This window comes from Corynebacterium nasorum, from assembly GCF_030229765.1.
Taxonomy (GTDB): domain Bacteria; phylum Actinomycetota; class Actinomycetes; order Mycobacteriales; family Mycobacteriaceae; genus Corynebacterium; species Corynebacterium kefirresidentii.
Genome location: NZ_JASPGY010000009.1, coordinates 78,003 through 94,457, shown reverse-complemented (window position 1 = coordinate 94,457; position 16,455 = coordinate 78,003). Strand labels below are relative to the sequence as shown.

Sequence of the window (16,455 nt, the reverse complement as noted above, 5' to 3'; positions counted from 1 at the left end):
ATACGTGTCCTGCATTTTATAAAGGGGTTACTTAAGACTTTTTACTGCAGCGAAAATCCGCCTAATCGCGGAAGTTATCATCGCGATATTTGCGCGACCGAGAGGGATCAGCAACAAGCTTGAGAAGCGGGGCGCATATTAGACTAAGCACAACTCCGCCCAGAAGGAGCCACAGGCTCCCAGAACCGAGCCATAGTGCGAGGCCAAGAACAATGCCAGCAATGAGCCCCGGCAGCAATGAGGAAGACTTCATAGATGGGCACCTGTGAAATAGATTAGATACAAGAAAAGCCGCCCGAAGGCGGCTCATTTTGTGCGCCCGGAGGGATTCGAACCCCCAACCTTCTGATCCGTAGTCAGATGCTCTATCCGTTGAGCTACGGGCGCAGACCGTTGGTAAGCAGTGCGTGTGCTCTGCTGTGCAACGAGAAATAACTATACCCACGGTCTGGGAAACTACCAAATCCCCAGTTCACTTAGTGTTTACCCACGAGAAGCAGGAAGGCTTTAGGAAGGAATGAGGGCGGCAACTTCGGCGTCGGAAAGCAGGGCGTCCCGGAAAGCTTGCAGGGTGGCCTCGTGGTCGAAGTCAATGCCGATGAGAACAATTTCAGCACCAGGGGTCACGCCATTGGCCGCCCAGAGGGACGCGGGCATGATCTGGAGGTTCGGGCCGGCTTGCTGCCAGGCGTGCGCGACGCGCAGATCGGTATCGATCCAGCAATAACCCTTGGAACGCACCAGACCGGTACTGGCCCGCAGGGCGGCAAGTAAGCGCTCGCGATTAAAGGGCCGATCCGCACGAAAGACCACCGAGGAGATGCCATATTCCTCGGTCTCGGGAGTATGTGGGTTGGCCAGTTCTTCGGCGTAGCCGTGATAGGCGGCAGCGGTAGCTGTGTCATACAAGTGGGCACCGAGGACGAGTCGCGGGTCGATGACACCGTTGGTAACAATCACGACGCGGGCACGGGGGTTCATGGCGCGCACGGTAGCGATGACCCGTTCGGTTTCGGCAGCATCAACCAAATCAGTCTTGGTGATGAGGATAAGGTCAGCAAACTCAACTTGGTCCACTAGGAGGTCAGCCACGGTGCGGTCGTCGTCAGGCGTGGCTTCGATGTTCTGGGATGCGAGACTCTTGCCGCGGCGTAAGTGCGTCAGGAAGGTCGAGGCGTCAACGAGGGAAACCATGGTGTCGATAGACGCGGCTTCGGCAAGCGTCGTGCCATCCTCAAACTCCCACTCAAAGGTGGCCGCAACGGGCATGGGTTCGGAAATGCCAGTGGATTCGATGACAATCTGATCGAAGCAGCCGGAGCGGGCGAGTTTGCCCACGGATTCGATGAGATCCTCGCGCAAGGTGCAGCAGATGCAGCCATTGGATAGCTCGACAAAGCGATCCTCGCCGCGCTCAAGGTGGCCCTCGCCGGCAACGAGGGCGGCGTCAATATTGACCTCGGAGAAGTCATTGACAATGACGGCCAGCTTGCGCCCCTCGCGGTTAGCAAGCAGGTGGTTTAAAAGCGTGGTTTTTCCGCTGCCTAAAAATCCGGACAGCACGGTAACGGGTGTAGCCATTCCCTAATGATAACGTTTTTCATTAGGGAATGGCTACGTCCCTAGATGGAGAGGCCGAAGATAGGCACTGCCAGCAGATACACTGTAAGGGTAATGAGGAAGATGCCGATGATATTGAGTCCGAGACCGCCCTTGATCATCTCGCCAATCTTGACGTAGCCAGAGCCATAGGCAATGGCGTTCGGCGGGGTAGCCACGGGGAGCATAAATGCACAGGTTGCCGCGAGCGCCACCGGAATGGTGAGCAGAAGGACGTTGATATCTCCCTCCGCGGTCAGGCCAACACCCACGGCAACGCCGCCCATGATTGGAATGAAGGTGGCAGCCGTTGCGGTATTAGAGGTGATCTCAGTCAGGAAGAGCACTAGTGCGGCTACGGCGGCGACGATAAGGACAACTGGGAGGACGCTCAGCCCCTTGGCCATCTCACCAATCCACAGGGACAGTCCGGAAGAATTAAAGACCGAGGACAGCGATAGGCCACCACCGAAGAGCAAGAGAACGTCCCACGGCATCTCATTGGCAGTCTTCCAGTCGAGCAGTCGAGTGCGACGCTGATTATCCGCCGGGAGAATAAAGAGCACGATGCCGGCAGCGATACCCACGATGGCATCGTCATAGTTCTCAAATTCCTTAAGCACCAGCGGCAGGATTACCCACGCTGCGGCGGCCAGAACAAAGATGATGCCGGTCATAATCTGAGGGCGGGTCCAAGGGCCGAGGGCCTTAATTTCATCGTCGATAAGCTCGCGGCCGCCCGGAATATCCTTCATCTCTGGCTTGAAAATGGTGATAAGTAGTGCCCAAGCAATCAGCAAGAAGATCACGGCGAGCGGTACACCGACCGCCATCCATCGACCAAAGCCAAGGGTAACGCCCCAGGTATCGGCCATATACGCGTTCAGGAAGGCATTCGGCGGGGTGCCGATGAGCGTGCCCAGCGAACCAATGGACGCGGAATAAGCAATGCCCAGCATGAGGGCCGTGGCAAATTTCTTTTGCTTCTCCCAGCCGCCTACGGTCTCTGCGGTCAGCGCGAGCACCGAGGTACCAATAGGCAACATGACCACGGCCGTAGCCGTATTAGAAACCCACATGGACAAAAATCCGGTGGCCAGCATAAAGCCCAAGATGAGGCGCTTGGGAGAGGTACCAATCACCTTCACCACATAGAGGGCCAAGCGGCGGTGCAGGTTCCAGCGCTGCAGGGACAGCGCGATGAGGAAGCCACCCATGAACAAGAAAATGGTGGCGGAGGCATACGGGGCGCCTACTTCCTTGATTGATCCGACGCCAGCTAGAGGGAAAACAACCAACGGAAGCAGCGCGGTGGCAGCGAGCGGAATAGCTTCAGTCATCCACCACACGCCCATAAGGATCGTCACCGCTGCAACAGCGCGGATGGCACCAAGCGTGTACTCGGCTTCCGGATCTGCGCCAGAGGAGCCTTGGACTGTCTCGATGGCATTGGAGGGGAAGATAAAGAAGACAAGTACCGCCAATGCCAAGCCCACGAAGAGGCCAATAAACTGCCGGCGCCATTCGCCGCGTGGGACTTTAGGGGCTTCGTCACCTTCGGTGTGGGCGGTGGATTCGTGAGTATGCGGGGTGGTCATACCGCGCGCTCCTTCACTAAGAGAGGACTGTGCTGAGGGATATGCTCCGTACTTCCCAGGTTATTAGCTGGCCTAGACAGCAAATAGAAAGTTATCTAATTCACTGCGAAGCATGCACTGACCATACAAAACATGTGACGCAGAAACCATATCCCGTCACAATAAACCACCCCCGCACCCCCGAATAGCACACACCACACCTGCCTAAAACCAGAAATGGCTCCACCACTCCTCCACCCCCGATCGATGAAGGATGGGTTAAATTCCCAGCACGGTCTTGGCAATCAGGAAGTAAATAATGAGGCCCGTAGCATCACAGAAGGTAGAGATAAACGGGTTAGAAAAGACCGCCGGATCGGCACCGATGGTCTTAGCCACGATGGGCATCAGCCCGCCTACGGTCGCAGAAATCGAGCAAATCAAAAACAGCGTCGAACCGATGACTAGGCCGATGCTCATGCCATAAACCAGCGTAGCCAGGCCCAGTCCCGCCAAGCCGAGCACGGCACCTAGCAACATGCCGACGCGTAGCTCGCGCCACAAAACGGCAACGAGGTCGCGGGTGCGGACATCGCCCAGCGCCAAAGCACGGGTCACAGTGGTGGCAGCCTGATTGCCGGTATTGCCACCGGTGCCGGTCAGCAGCGGGATAAATAGTGAGAGAACCACGGCCTTGGCCAGCGTGCCTTCAAAGGAGTCCAATACTTGCACAGTCAACAGCGCAGAAACTGCTAGCACGAGCAGCCATACGATGCGCGAGCGCACCAGCTTGAGCAAAGGCGTGGATAGGTACGGCTGTTGAAGGGCCTCGGTACCGCCAGCACGAGCGGAGTCCTCGCTATCTTCTTCCTCCACAATGTCCGTAGCATCGTCCCACGTCAGCAGACCAACCAAGCGGTGCGAATCATCCACGATTGGCAGTGCAAGAATGTCCAATGGGAGGAACCAACGCGCGGTTTCTTCCGCGTCAGCACTAGCACGGGCAAAAATGGGATCGTGCATAATATCGGCCATGGTCAGCGCGGAATCAGCGGTGAAGATTTCGCGCAGGCTCACCACTCCCACAAGACGCCTATCCTCGCGGGTAATGGGCACGGTGTAGATGGTTTCCAGCTCATGTGCGGTCTCCCGCAGTTTAAACAGCGCGTCCCTAACGCTCATGTCCGGGTGGATTCCAGGCACCTCGGGCGACATTCGGCGCCCCACCGATCCCTTGACATAGCCCAACACCACGCCCGTGACATCGCGCTTGGATTGAGTCAGTGAGCGCAGCAGCCGGTCCGCAATCTCCGCGGGCAGCTCATCCAGCAAAGCCACGCGGTCTTCCGGATCAAGCTCGTCGAAGAACTCATAGACATCAGCATTGCCCAGCTCATCGATGATATCGGCCTGGTGCTTTGCATCGAGGGCATCAAAGACGACGATTGATTTCTGGCGCGGCAGCAAGCGCAGGGCCAAGGCCGACCGGACGGCATTTTGCCGCTCGACGACGGCGATGAGTTCCTGCAGGGGCACCCTCTCCAGGAGTTCCTGGAGGCGCGGGGCCTTGGTGGGGTCAATGGCGTCTTCTTGCTTGAGCCATGCCTCGACAATATCGCTAGCCCGCTCGGTGGTCTCCGCCATGGCCTACCCGCCTTTCCAGCCCCAGGTTATTGACTTCAGCCTTCTTAGACTACGCCATTTGCCCAGAAAATCCGCCAGAGATCCTCCCTGGCCGCATGACGACGCCCAGAAGCCACCTCAATGACGACACCGAGATAACTACAGGAATAGACCCCACAGGGCGAAGGCTGCCAGCAAAGACACCAGACCGGCAGTACTGGCCAAAATGATTGCATGCGGAAGGGGAGCCTGGGAAGACAGGGCGACGTCGACAAGCGAGGCACGTTGCCACACCGCCAAGACCAGCGCCAGCACCCCGGCGGCAAGGAGGACGAGCGGCAAAAAGACGTGCACACTCACCGCCCGCATCACGCCTAGCAACACTAAGGAAAGCGCCAAAAGGGTGCGCTGCCAAGACAGGCGCGTGCGCTCTGGTTGCAGACCAGGATCAAAGGGCTGGTTAGACAAGGAACTCGCCTACCAAAAGCGCACCAGCCACCACCACGATTACAGCAACAAGGACCGGAAGGCCGAAACTAAACGGTAGCGATCGATTCTCTCGCATTGCGCGCTCTGATTGCTTCCAATGCCCCCACGCCACCACGGGCAAGATAATGGCGACTATCAACATGAAGACCGATACCGCGGCACGCAGGGTGCCTGGCAGCGGAACGTCAAAGGCCTCAAGTGCTACTCCGCCAGCAATCAACGCCAGGGAAGTGCGAATCCACGCCAGGAACGTGCGCTCATTAGCGAGCGTGAAACGCGGATCAGGGTCGGTGCCAACTGCAAACACCGAACGGGGAAACCTCGAGTCACTCATGGGCACCACTTTATATTCATTTGTCTCTTGCGTCGCGACAGGCCCACGCAACGCTTCGCCTTACCGTAGCCTCATAGGCACAGGCCAGCCCCCTGAGCCAAGGAGCATCCATCCCCTATGAACCTGCGCTTGTGCAACTACGTGCCATCCTCCCCGCACGAGGACGAGTTTTTCAGCAAAGAGAACATCAAGCGCGTCAGCACCCCAAATACCCGCCCCGATGCCACCGGCTTGCGCGAGACCGTTTTTAACAACGGCCCGTGCCCCTCCAAGAACCATACGAAATTCGACTTCCTCTTCCAGCTCTTCCATATGGGTAGCATCGTAATTCTGGGATTCTTCCCCTTTGCTCTTACCGGGCTCGATTTCCGCATCGCCTTGCTCATCAGCCTGTCCATCATCGCATTCGGCATTTCCAAGCCCGTTCGCTGGCTGGCCTCGACCCACAATGAGCGCACTCTGCTCCGCACAGCGTGGGCCAATAACTGGCTCGAGTTTTATCCCGTGCTGGTGGGAAACTTCTACCACTGTGATACCAAGGAAGAAAAGAACCCTGTAGGCGATGACCACTATTACTTCCACCGGGCGCGCATCATGGTGTTCTTTCCTGATGGCTCCACGGAAGTACTACCAGAGCTCGCAACCGTGAAAGCTGTCGACTATCCGCCTGAATTGATGAGGTCAGATGGCACTGCCATTGCGGAAAACCCCGACGATCTGCGTGTGAGCCCCAGCGTTAATAATGGCTGGACACTACTTGCCGTGCTCGCCGGTGACCCGGTATCCGCCGGTACTCCCGACATCGGCTTGAAAGAGCAACAAATAGAAGCAGCGCTTGCCCAAGTGGAGCGCGAGTGGGCACCCGGCATTCTGAACTAACCCGCCGCAGCGAGTTATAGTCGGGCCCATGATTGAAGTTGCCGCCGTAGTTTTCCGTAATTCCTTTGGCCATGTCCTCACCGTGCGCAAGGATTCGTCCACCAAGTTCCAGTTACCTGGCGGCAAGCTTGAGGCTGGCGAAACCCCCGCACAGGCCGCAGCCCGCGAGGTCGCAGAGGAAATCGGTGTGGAGGTCCGCCTCCCGGAGCTTTCCCCGCTCGGCACCTTCGACGCGCCGGCCGCCAACGAACCCGGCGAAACCGTGCGCGGCCACATCTTTACCTATCCTCGCCCAATCCTTGCCCGCGCAGCCGCAGAGATTGCGGAAGTCGCATGGGTAGACCCCACCAACCCAAATCGCGAGCTCGCCCACCTACTGCGCGACGAGGTCTTTCCTGCCCTAGAATCCTAAGGCCCTGCTTGATCCCTTAAGAATTTCCTATTGCAGCTCCTGGGAGGGCAACCTAGAGTTATTTTCATCAGAATTGAGTGATGAAAGGACTGACCCCCATGCCGCAGCAATCCACACTGGGACCTATCGTGACGATTACTTTCCTCGTCCTAGGAGTCATTAGCTCTGTTATCGCCATTCTCATGGTGCCTGCCCTCTTCCACGAGGTCACTTCCCTGCGCGCTGCGGCTTTTACCGGAAGCTTCATCTTCGGCACCGGCATGCTCACGCTCTTCCGCCGCTGCGCCAAGTACCAGCGCAAATAGCAGATTTCTCCGCTTCACGGCGCCGGCGAGAATAAAACCCGAATAAAAAATCCCGAGCACACTCGCTCGGGATTAATTGGCGGAGATGAGAGGATTCGAACCTCCGGACCCCAGAAGGGTCAACTCCTTAGCAGGGAGCCCCATTCGGCCGCTCTGGCACATCTCCACGGTTCACAAGGAACCTCGTTTGAGAATACCTGCCTACCCCGTCGCTGCCAAACTAGCCCCCTGCTTTCGCTTCCGTAGCAAAGGCGCAGGCCCTACAGTGGTAGGCATGATTCGCCCCGATCTGAAAGCCATCCCTGCCTATGTCGCTGGTGCGCGCAACGATGACGCACTCAAGCTTTCCTCTAACGAGACGGCTCACCCGCCCTTGCCAGAAGCGGCCGCGGCCATGGCAGAGGCAGCCGCACAGGCTAATCGCTACCCGGATATTGCGGCCACCGCACTGCGCGAGGACCTAGCCGCGCACCTGGGCGTGGATCAGGAGCAGGTGGCGGTGGGCACCGGCTCATCCGCACTGTGCCAACAGTTGGCTGAAATTGCCGCCACCCCTGGCGAAGAAATCCTCTTCCCATGGCGCTCCTTCGAGGCCTACCCCATCTTCGCCCAAGTGGTGGGCGCCCACCCCATTCCGGTTCCGCTCAGTACAGACCAGCGCGTGGACCTTCCTGCCATGGCGAAGAAAATCACGGATAAAACCAGGCTCATCTTCGTGTGCAATCCCAATAACCCATCGGGTACCACGATTACCAAGGCCGAGTTCGCCGCATTCATGGATGCCGTGCCTGCCGACGTCCTCGTAGCCCTCGACGAGGCCTATATCGAATACAACCGCGCCACCGACACTCCGCTGGGCACGGAGCTGGTGGGTACCTTTCCCAACCTGGTGTGCCTGCGCACCTTCTCTAAGGCTTATGGCCTGGCCGGGGTCCGCATCGGTTATGCCTTCGGCCCGGAAAATATCATTGAAGCCCTCAATAAGGTGGCTATCCCCTTCTCCGCCAGCACCGTGGCACAGGTTGGCGCCCGCGCGGCACTGGCGGCGCAGGATTCGCTGCGGGAGCGTACCGAGGAGACCGTCGTCCAGCGCGAGCGCTTAGAAGCAGCCCTGCAGGACTGGGGCGTGCCGCATTCCGAGGCGAATCACGTGTGGCTGCCGGCTCAGAATCTTGCCAGTCTTGGCACTCCGCAGGAGATAGCCGCCCGCCTCGCCGAACGCGGCGTGCTCGTTCGCGCCTTTAGCGAGGGAATTCGTATTACCGTTACTACCGAGGAAGAAACCGACACTTTGCTTAAGGCATGGAATGCAACCGTAGGAGGCTAAATGCGATCGCTTATTAACTTCGCCCTGAATGTCTTTGCCATTGCGGTGGCGCTGTGGGCCGTGGTCACTGTCATTCCCGGAATCTCCATCACTCCGGCCGAAACCGGAAATTTCATCGCCATTGCCATCGTCTTCATCATCATTAATGCCGTAGTCACGCCGGTGCTGCGCGTCCTTGGCGCACCGCTGACGTGCCTGACACTCGGGCTGTTCTCCCTCGTCATAAACGGCGCAGCGCTCATCATCGTGGAGTGGGCGCTCAATACGCTTGACCTCGGGATTGGCCACCTTGTCATCGACTCTTGGGGCGCCGCGATTATCGGCGCCATCGTGCTGTCCATCGTCAGCAGCGTCATCAATTTCTTTACTAGTCCGCTGCGCCAGCGCGATTAGCCGCCCGCAAAAGGTGGCAGAACGTCCACGCGGGTCACGCCGGCCAGGGGAGAATCCATGGCGGTGTTCCCAGCGCCGTCGATAAGAAAGCTACAGCGCCCCAGCACTTCTTTCAGGCTCATGCCGGCCGCAGTGGTGCCGGTATGGTCCTTGCCCAGCTGCACTACCAAATCACCCAAGGTAGCGGGGGCGTCTACCTGCTCAGAAGCCACCCCCGCGGCGGCGCGTGCGGCAGCGAAATAGTGAACGGTCAACATGCCTTCTACTATGCCTACGCACCCCTGCCGTGTCGAGACCGTGGGTAAACTAGCCGTCATGCGCACACCTGAAGCCCACGCGCGTGAAGTCGCCGCGGCCCTGCCCGTACGTCACGTAACCACCGTGGCCCTCAATCAGGCACAGGAAATGGTCTTAGCTGCGGATATCCGCGCTGATTTCCCTTCCCCGCGCTTTGATAATTCACAAATGGATGGCTACGCCCTCCCCCAGTGTGCGGCCGGGACTTACCAGGTAGGCCCCACCATCGCCGCCGGTACAGAGCCCGCCCAAGTGCTCCACGGTTCACTCAACGCGGCCTGCCCCATCATGACCGGCGCCAAGGTGCCGGAAGGAACTGCAGCCATCGTGCCCATTGAGCACTGCGAACCACAAGAATTCCTCGCCCCGGGTGACCGTGTCACCGTGCCGGAGACCTCACCTGGGCAATTCATCCGCCGCGCCGGCTCGGACTTAGAAGAAGGCGCCCTCCTGGCGGCCCAGGGCGATAAACTCACGCCGGTCCGCTTGGCCGCCCTTGCTTCCCAAGGCATCGCCGAGGTGGAGGTCTACCGCCCCGCCCGCATCCTGATTTGCACCGGCGGAGCAGAAATCGGCAGTGGTAGCGCCGCCATTCCTGACGCCAATGCGCCGTTATTGACGGCATTGGCCCGCCGCGCCGGCATCGACGTCGCGGGCTATACCACCACCGATGATGACCCGGAGGCCCTAACCCACGCTTTCGCAGACGCCATTGCGCAACATCACCCGGACGCCATCATTACCTCGGGCGGAATCTCTGCTGGGAAGTTTGAAGTAGTACGCCAAGTGCTCGATGGCTGGTTCGGCCATGTGGACCAGCAGCCCGGCGGGCCACAGGGTATCGCTACTTTCCACGGCACGCCGGTAATCTGTCTGCCGGGAAATCCCCTCTCCACGTTGGTAAGTTTCCGCCTCTTCGTTGCTCCGGCGCTGGGTTGGGCACCGGAGTCTTTCCGCGTTCCGCTCGCGGCAGGCATTGAAGGCCTCGCGCACAAAGAGCAATTTCGCCGTGGGCGCGTCGATTCCCACGCCCATATCCTCGGTGGTGCCAGCTCCCATCTGCTCGCCCAAGCGGCCGATGCCACCCATCTCATCCGCATCCCAGCCGGCCAACGCCTTGCGGAAGGCCAGGAAGTTGAGGTCTACCCACTATGAGCCCACAGCGCACCGCCATCGTCATCGTCGCTTCTACCCGCGCCGCCGCAGGAATCTACGAGGATCGATCCGGCCCCATCGCGGTGGAATTCTTGCGACGCAAGGGCTTTGACTGCCCCGATGCACGCATCGTCCCCGATGCCGATATTGCCGCCGCCGTTGCTGCCGCCTTCGCCGAAGAGCCCTCGGTCATCTTGACCTCTGGTGGCACCGGCCTGACTCAAGATGACAAGACGGTAGAAGCTGTCGCGCCGCATATCACCCGCGAGCTGCCTGGCATCGCAGTGGCCTTCTGGCAGAAAGGCTTGGAAAGCGTGCCCACCGCGGTGGCTTCCCGCGCGATTGCCGGTGTTAATGACTCCACCTTTGCTATGACGCTGCCTGGTTCCACCGGCGGGGTAAAAGACGGCTGTGCGGTTTTGGATAAATTAATTGTTCCGATCGTCGATATGTTAGAAGGAGTACATGAGCACTGATCCCTCCTATGTGGCCGAACAGACCGGCTGCACCATTGGCACGCTTTTGGGCGATCAGCCCCTTGAATCCCACCTTGCCGCTGCCAAGGAAGAGACCGCCACGGCCGCCATGGGTGCCGTTGTCACCTTTGAAGGCGTCGTCCGCGATCATGATGGCGGCCGGCCGAATGTCACCCTTCTTTCCTATAGCGCGCATCCAACCGCACCGGAAAAGCTGCAGGAAGTCACCGATTCTGTCGCGGCTAACCACCCAGTGCGCCTCTGGGCCGCCCACCGCACGGGGGATCTCAAGGTTGGTGACCTAGCCTTTGCCGTAGTTGCGGCCGCCGCGCACCGCGGCGATGCCTTTCGTGCGGCCGAAGAATGCGCCGATCGCGTCAAAGCCGAGGTCCCTATCTGGAAAGAACAAAGCCACGGCGATGGCTCCACTCACTGGGTGGGGCTGGAATGAGCATCCGCTATGCCCGCCAAGAAGCGCTCTGGGGCGAGGAGGGACAGCGCAAGCTCAGCGCAGCCCACGTGGCTGTTATCGGCGCCGGCGGCCTAGGCTCCCCCGCCTTGCTCTACCTGGCCGGTGCGGGCGTAGGCCACATTTCGCTTTTCGACGACGACGTGGTCTCCCCTTCCAACCTGCACCGCCAAGTCATCCACACCACCGCGGCCATTGGCACGCCGAAGACTGATTCCGCCGCGGCCGCCGTCCGCGCGCTCAATCCGGAGGTGGACATCACCTGCCATGGTCGCCTCGAAACGGCCACCGCCCTCGAGCAATTGCGCGGCTGCGACGTGCTCCTCGATGGCACGGATAATTTCGACGCCCGCTACCTGTGCTCTTGGGCCGCCCATAGCTTGGGCATTCCGCACATTTGGGCCTCTATCTTGGGATTCGATGCGCAAATGAGCGTCTTTTGGTCGGGCAAGGGCCCCGTGTACGAGGATGTCTTTCCCACTGCCCCTGCCCCAGGCGAGGTTCCTTCGTGCTCCCAGGCCGGCGTTCTGGGGCCGATCGTCGGCGTGGTGGGATCCGCGATGGCCTTGGAAGCCTTAAAAATCATTACCGGCGTCGGCACCCCGCTTATGGGCACGCTCGGCTACTACGAGGCCCTTTCTGGGACGTGGGAGTATATCCCCATCCGTTCCACCGGGGCGGAGCCTACCCAGCCGGACGATGCCCCCGAGGTCCGCGAGATCCCTGCTCACGCCATGCTTATCGATGTCCGCACAGACCCCGAGCGCGCCCAGTCTACCATTCCTAATTCAGCGCATCTTCCCCTCAACCGCATCCTCGCCGGTGAAAACCCCGATATCGCACGGGACGAGGTAGCCGTTATATATTGCGCCAGCGGCATCCGCTCCGCCCAAGCCGTCCACGCTCTGCGCGAGCGCGGATACTCACAGGTGGTTTCCCTGCGTGGCGGTATTAACGCGTGGTTGGAACAACAAGGAGCGTCTTAACGCGCCCCCGGCGAGTCGTCTAGACCCTTCTATTCTTGTCTTCTTTTCCGCGAACAAAGAGGAACCAGATCAGCGGTCCTAAGAAGGGCAGTGTGAAGGTAGCGACGATAAAGAGCACCTTCGCCGCAAGCGTGTACCCAGAAAAAATGATAGAAATTAAGGCCGCTATCCAGAACGCGACGAGCAAAAGGATGGGAAGGAACCCGAGGAACCACCACGTATCGTTAGGGTTAGTAGATTCCGCTGCTGCTAGGTAAAACTCCGAAGTGCTCATAGTGTCCTTTCGCCGAGTGATTTTTATCTTCGCTACAGAGCTTGACCACAATCACATCTCACTTGCCCTGTACATTTCCAAGATTAAGTCTGCGCCGCACCAGGCACATCATCCCCCGGTATGAAATGCCGCAGCACCACAAGAAGCAGGTTTTAACCCCAAGCCGTTTTCCGGTGCCCCGCCATGACCAAGTTCGGGTTAACACCATCCAGGGTGAGGCCTCCCGGGATAGCCGCACATAAGTAAAACGAGAAAACGGTAACTCCTAGCGTGAGCCAGAAGCTACCGAGGTATCGCCGAGTCATAAATTATGACGTTGGCGGAGACGGCGGGATTTGAACCCGCGGAGGAATAAACCTCGCCGGTTTTCAAGACCGGTGCATTCGGCCGCTCTGCCACGTCTCCACGTTGTATATCGAAGGCACTTTTCTTGCCCACGAAGCAACTTGGTCAGTGTACTAAATAGATGGCCTGGTTTCCCAAAAATCCACCTGTAGTTCTGAAATGCAGCCCCTTTCGTGGCGCAGGACACACCAGGTTCGTTAAATTGGGCCTATGACTACAGGAAAAATGAAGGCAATTGTCCAGACCGATCCTCAGGAGCGCCGGTCCCTAGAGCTCCACGAGGTCGAGGTTCCCCAGCTCCAGCCGGGCGAGGTGCTCGTCAAGGTGCAGGCAGCAGGCGTTAACCGCGGCGATATCCTGCAAACGATGGGAGCTTATCCGCCGCCACCGGGGGCGTCAGAAATCCTGGGCTTGGAAGCAGCGGGCATCATCACGGACGCCGGGGATACCGACTGGGAGGTGGGCACCGAAGTGGGCTGTTTGCTCGCTGGTGGTGGCTACGCCGAATACGTTGCGGTCCCACAGGGCCAGCTACTTCCTCTACCCCAGGGGTATAGCGTTGAGGAAACCGCGGCGGTAGTCGAGGTTGGATGCACCGTGTGGTCCAACCTAGGCATTGAGGCGGGGCTGCGCGAAGGCCAGCGTGTACTCATCCATGGCGGAGGAGGCGGCATTGGCACTTTCGCCATTCAGGTGGCTAAGGCGCTGGGGGCAGAAGTGGCGGTCACGGCCGGTTCCCAGGAGAAGTTGGAGCGTTGCCGCGAGCTGGGCGCCGACATTCTCATCAACTACAAGGAGCAGGACTTCTTAGATGAGTTAAAGGGAAGCTGCGATGTCATTTTGGATATCATCGGCGCAAAATACCTTGAAAAGAATATGAAGTGCCTAGCTAAGGACGGCAAGCTCATCATTATTGGCATGCAGGGCGGCACCAAAGCAGAAATTAATTTGGGAGCCATGCTGCCCAAGCGCCTGACCATCCAGGGGACGACGCTGCGGGCCCGCGATCTAGAAGACAAAGCGCAGATTGTGGCGGGCACAGTAGAAAATGTCTGGCCCATGTTGGAGGATGGCCGGGTAAAGCATGCGTTGCACGCCACTTACCCGCTTGCCGACGCCGCCCAGGCCCACGCCGCCCTAGACAGCGGCGAGGTCACCGGCACCTTGGTGCTTGCCGTTTAAGCCAGCGAGGCTACGACGCGGATGAGATGCTCGACGTCGTGATAGGTATTGAAGGGGCCAAGCGCAACCGTCACGGCACCACCGATTTCTTCCACACCCATCTCCGTAAGCAACGGGGTCTGCGGGGCAAGCGTGGTAACAAGGCCGTTATCAAAGAGGCGCTTATAAACCGTCTCGGCCGGAACACCCTTTACTGCGAAGGTGAGGCGCGGCAGGCGATCGTCGGAGGCACCCGCGGCCGCTTCCCCGGTCACGCCAAGGATATGCACGGCGGGCAGGGTGCTCAAGAAGGAATAAAGGTCCCCGCGCAGGTCCTCGAGGTAGGCGCTAAGCGCATCCATAGAGGTGCGCAGGCGCTTGCGACGGGAGCCATTCTCCCCACCGGCGAGGGCGGCAAGATGGTCCACGAGTGGTCCGACACCGCCGGCCAGGCCAGAGGAAATTGGCGTTTCCAGCTTGCGAGCGCCCTTGCTGGCATGCACCGGATCGAGGGCATCGAGGCGGCGGAACATACGGGTATCGCGGAATACCAAGGCCGCTAGCTGCGGGCCGCCCAGCAGACCAAGGTCGAGACCCAAGATATCGGCACCGAGCTCATCGAAGTTGATGGGGCGGTAGGGGGCGATCGCAGAGACGTCGAGAAGCGTCCAGGCGCGAGAGCGTTCATGCACGGTGTCTATGATCTCAGCCGTCGGGGAGATCGTACCCAAAAGCTCGTGGGCGGCAGAGAAAGCGACAAGTCGCGTGGAGCCGTCGACAAGCTCGGCGAATTGGAACCCCGGCAACTCACCCGTGCCTAAGTCCGGCTGGGCCCAGCGGGTTTCTGCTTTGACCTCAGAAAATGCTGAATACAGGGAAGGCGGGTCCAGCTTTGAGAGCACTAGTGAGGAATTGCTGCGTAAAAGCGGGCGCGCCGCATGCGCCAAGGACTGGTAAAGAACCGGCAGGGAGGGGCCGAGCACCACGCGGTCTGCTTTGGAACCGGTCAGATCTGCTACGGCCATGCGCGCAGCGGTGTAATTCCCATCTCCTTCCAATCGCCCCGGGGCGGGTGTGGCAGAGTGGGCGCCGCCCGGCCCTTCCTGGGGCGCCACCGCGGTAGACATACGGAAAGAGCGGGCCACGCCGGAGGCTACTCTCTCAGAAATCTGGGGAACCGCGTGCGCGTTGAGGTAGGTCCAACCATCAGATAGCCCGGTGTATAAACCGCGCACACTGAATACGTCATAGTGCGCCGAAGCTCCTGCTGGCATTTCGGTCCCTTCTTTTTCGCGCTAGGCATCGCCACTCAGTGGCGGTCGATTCCCTACTGTATACGCGTTTGCCGCAAGTTTCCCAAATCTGGATTTTCGCTGAATATGGCCGTTTTCGCAGGCTAGCGGCGTGTAGTTCCCGTTTGCGCAGCCCGCGCGCTAGGGTGTTGAGCGTGCAAGATAACAATCAACTGCGCGCTGATATCGCCCGCATGACCTCCCAGCCAGACGGCGAGGCCACCCCAGCGTCCCAGTCCGAGACCCTCAAGGCCGCCTTCGCGGACCTTGCGCAGGGTGCACAGCAGCGCGAGCTGTGGTTCAAACTGGGTATTCAAGATATTAAGCAGCGCTACCGCCGCTCTGTCCTGGGCCCGTTTTGGATCACCATCGCCACCGGCGTGATGGCCCTCGCCTTGGGCCTTTTGTACTCCATGCTCTTCCAGATTCCCGTCGCGGAGTTCCTCCCCCACGTCACCGTGGGCCTTATTATGTGGACCTTCATTTCGGGCTGTATCAAGGAAGGCTCCACCGTCTTCATTGATAATGAGGGCTTGATTAAACAGCTTCCCGCCCCTCTTTCGGTGCACGTCTACCGCTTGGTGTGGCGCCAAACATTATTTTTGGGCCATAACCTCATCATCTGGCTGTTGCTTATCCTCATCTTCCCGCGCAGCCTGGGTTGGGAGTTCTTCCTCTTTATCCCAGGCTTGGCGTTGTTGTTGGTCAACGGCGTGTGGGTCACGATGTTCTTTGGCATCATTGCCACCCGCTTCCGTGACGTAGCCCCGCTGCTGGAGGCTTTAACCCAGCTCTTGTTCTACGTCACCCCGATTGTGTGGATGACCAATACCCTGAAGGATCAGGGCGGTGCCGTGGCCGGGCGAGCCCGCATCGCGGAGATCAACCCGCTCTATCACTACCTAGAAATCGTCCGCGCACCCATGATCGGTGAGCCGGTAGCCGCCTACCACTGGTGGATCGTTATCGGCTGCACCGTGCTCGGCCTGCTCATCGCCGGCTTGGTCATGCGCAAGTGGCGCTTCCGCGTCAGCTACTGGGTCTAAGCCCACGCCCTGTACT

At 59.3% G+C, this 16,455-nt stretch carries 20 protein-coding genes and 3 tRNA genes; 11 read left to right on the top strand and 12 right to left on the bottom strand.

The window, feature by feature from the left end:
- Positions 1-61 precede the first annotated feature (61 nt).
- The 7 genes from QP904_RS10275 to QP904_RS10245 form a co-directional block, all read right to left on the bottom strand.
- Entirely contained in the window at positions 62-253 is a 192-nt protein-coding gene (locus QP904_RS10275; protein ID WP_259824788.1) for a hypothetical protein, read from the bottom strand.
- Between the two features lie 61 nt (positions 254-314).
- Positions 315-387: transfer RNA gene (locus QP904_RS10270), tRNA-Arg, on the bottom strand.
- 120 nt (positions 388-507) lie between these two features.
- The gene (locus tag QP904_RS10265) at positions 508-1,581 is read right to left on the bottom strand and encodes a GTP-binding protein (protein ID WP_284836010.1); all 1,074 of its coding nucleotides are present in this window, start codon (positions 1,579-1,581) and stop codon (positions 508-510) included.
- A gap of 41 nt (positions 1,582-1,622) precedes the next feature.
- Positions 1,623-3,197: an SLC13 family permease gene (locus tag QP904_RS10260; protein ID WP_259824789.1), complete on the bottom strand. Its 1,575-nt coding sequence runs from the start codon at positions 3,195-3,197 to the stop codon at positions 1,623-1,625.
- A gap of 258 nt (positions 3,198-3,455) precedes the next feature.
- Positions 3,456-4,820 carry a magnesium transporter gene (gene mgtE / locus QP904_RS10255; protein ID WP_239207818.1) on the bottom strand — a complete coding sequence of 455 codons (1,365 nt, stop codon included), beginning with the start codon at positions 4,818-4,820 and terminating at the stop codon, positions 3,456-3,458.
- Positions 4,821-4,958: 138 nt separating this feature from the next.
- The gene (locus tag QP904_RS10250; RefSeq protein WP_200288386.1) at positions 4,959-5,267 is read right to left on the bottom strand and encodes a DUF202 domain-containing protein; all 309 of its coding nucleotides are present in this window, start codon (positions 5,265-5,267) and stop codon (positions 4,959-4,961) included.
- Positions 5,260-5,622, bottom strand: a complete 363-nt coding sequence (locus QP904_RS10245) for a YidH family protein (RefSeq protein WP_049359000.1) — start codon at positions 5,620-5,622, stop codon at positions 5,260-5,262. The genes QP904_RS10250 and QP904_RS10245 overlap by 8 nt, the downstream gene beginning before the upstream one ends.
- Positions 5,623-5,739: 117 nt before the next feature.
- Between QP904_RS10245 and QP904_RS10240 the strand changes: the two genes are divergently transcribed.
- The 3 genes from QP904_RS10240 to QP904_RS10230 all read left to right on the top strand — a co-directional run bounded on the left by QP904_RS10240 (position 5,740) and on the right by QP904_RS10230 (position 7,218).
- Entirely contained in the window at positions 5,740-6,501 is a 762-nt protein-coding gene (locus QP904_RS10240) for a hypothetical protein (protein WP_248099281.1), read from the top strand.
- A 28-nt stretch (positions 6,502-6,529) separates the two neighbouring features.
- Positions 6,530-6,913, top strand: coding sequence for an NUDIX hydrolase (locus QP904_RS10235; RefSeq protein WP_239207816.1), 384 nt, complete (start codon positions 6,530-6,532; stop codon positions 6,911-6,913).
- Between the two features lie 80 nt (positions 6,914-6,993).
- Positions 6,994-7,218, top strand: a complete 225-nt coding sequence (locus tag QP904_RS10230) for a hemolysin III family channel protein (protein ID WP_239207815.1) — start codon at positions 6,994-6,996, stop codon at positions 7,216-7,218.
- A 77-nt stretch (positions 7,219-7,295) separates the two neighbouring features.
- Here QP904_RS10230 and QP904_RS10225 read toward each other — a convergent pair.
- Positions 7,296-7,384: transfer RNA gene (locus tag QP904_RS10225), tRNA-Ser, on the bottom strand.
- A 108-nt stretch (positions 7,385-7,492) separates the two neighbouring features.
- Between QP904_RS10225 and hisC the strand changes: the two genes are divergently transcribed.
- The gene (hisC, locus tag QP904_RS10220) at positions 7,493-8,545 is read left to right on the top strand and encodes a histidinol-phosphate transaminase (RefSeq protein ID WP_248099283.1); all 1,053 of its coding nucleotides are present in this window, start codon (positions 7,493-7,495) and stop codon (positions 8,543-8,545) included.
- On the top strand, positions 8,546-8,938 hold the full coding sequence (locus QP904_RS10215; RefSeq protein ID WP_049358913.1) for a phage holin family protein: 393 nt from the start codon (positions 8,546-8,548) through the stop codon (positions 8,936-8,938). It begins immediately after the preceding gene.
- Here QP904_RS10215 and QP904_RS10210 read toward each other — a convergent pair.
- Positions 8,935-9,195, bottom strand: coding sequence for a MoaD/ThiS family protein (locus QP904_RS10210; protein WP_049358915.1), 261 nt, complete (start codon positions 9,193-9,195; stop codon positions 8,935-8,937). The genes QP904_RS10215 and QP904_RS10210 overlap by 4 nt on opposite strands.
- A gap of 58 nt (positions 9,196-9,253) precedes the next feature.
- On the opposite strand from QP904_RS10210, the gene QP904_RS10205 reads away from it, so the two are divergent.
- Genes QP904_RS10205 through QP904_RS10190 form a run of 4 tightly spaced genes read left to right on the top strand, consistent with a single transcriptional unit; the run spans position 9,254 to position 12,321 of the window.
- Positions 9,254-10,390, top strand: a complete 1,137-nt coding sequence (locus tag QP904_RS10205) for a molybdopterin molybdotransferase MoeA (protein WP_239207813.1) — start codon at positions 9,254-9,256, stop codon at positions 10,388-10,390.
- Positions 10,387-10,866 carry a MogA/MoaB family molybdenum cofactor biosynthesis protein gene (locus tag QP904_RS10200; RefSeq protein WP_239207812.1) on the top strand — a complete coding sequence of 160 codons (480 nt, stop codon included), beginning with the start codon at positions 10,387-10,389 and terminating at the stop codon, positions 10,864-10,866. Before QP904_RS10205 ends, QP904_RS10200 begins: the two co-directional genes overlap by 4 nt.
- Entirely contained in the window at positions 10,856-11,317 is a 462-nt protein-coding gene (locus QP904_RS10195; RefSeq protein WP_239207811.1) for a molybdenum cofactor biosynthesis protein MoaE, read from the top strand. Before QP904_RS10200 ends, QP904_RS10195 begins: the two co-directional genes overlap by 11 nt.
- Positions 11,314-12,321 carry a ThiF family adenylyltransferase gene (locus QP904_RS10190; protein ID WP_239207810.1) on the top strand — a complete coding sequence of 336 codons (1,008 nt, stop codon included), beginning with the start codon at positions 11,314-11,316 and terminating at the stop codon, positions 12,319-12,321. Before QP904_RS10195 ends, QP904_RS10190 begins: the two co-directional genes overlap by 4 nt.
- A gap of 19 nt (positions 12,322-12,340) precedes the next feature.
- On the opposite strand, the gene QP904_RS10185 is transcribed toward QP904_RS10190, so the two are convergent.
- Together QP904_RS10185 and QP904_RS10180 are read right to left on the bottom strand one after the other, a co-directional pair.
- Positions 12,341-12,595 (bottom strand): PLD nuclease N-terminal domain-containing protein, encoded by a 255-nt coding sequence (locus QP904_RS10185; protein ID WP_023020355.1) that lies wholly within the window; start codon positions 12,593-12,595, stop codon positions 12,341-12,343.
- 317 nt (positions 12,596-12,912) lie between these two features.
- Positions 12,913-13,000, bottom strand: a tRNA-Ser gene (locus QP904_RS10180).
- A gap of 165 nt (positions 13,001-13,165) precedes the next feature.
- Between QP904_RS10180 and QP904_RS10175 the strand changes: the two genes are divergently transcribed.
- On the top strand, positions 13,166-14,122 hold the full coding sequence (locus QP904_RS10175; RefSeq protein ID WP_259824844.1) for an NAD(P)H-quinone oxidoreductase: 957 nt from the start codon (positions 13,166-13,168) through the stop codon (positions 14,120-14,122).
- On the opposite strand, the gene QP904_RS10170 is transcribed toward QP904_RS10175, so the two are convergent.
- Positions 14,119-15,375, bottom strand: a complete 1,257-nt coding sequence (locus QP904_RS10170) for an aminotransferase class V-fold PLP-dependent enzyme (RefSeq protein WP_259824790.1) — start codon at positions 15,373-15,375, stop codon at positions 14,119-14,121. The genes QP904_RS10175 and QP904_RS10170 overlap by 4 nt on opposite strands.
- A gap of 212 nt (positions 15,376-15,587) precedes the next feature.
- On the opposite strand from QP904_RS10170, the gene wzm reads away from it, so the two are divergent.
- Positions 15,588-16,439 (top strand): galactan export ABC transporter permease subunit Wzm/RfbD, encoded by an 852-nt coding sequence (gene wzm, locus QP904_RS10165; protein WP_051138321.1) that lies wholly within the window; start codon positions 15,588-15,590, stop codon positions 16,437-16,439.
- The last annotated feature ends 16 nt before the right edge of the window (positions 16,440-16,455 follow it).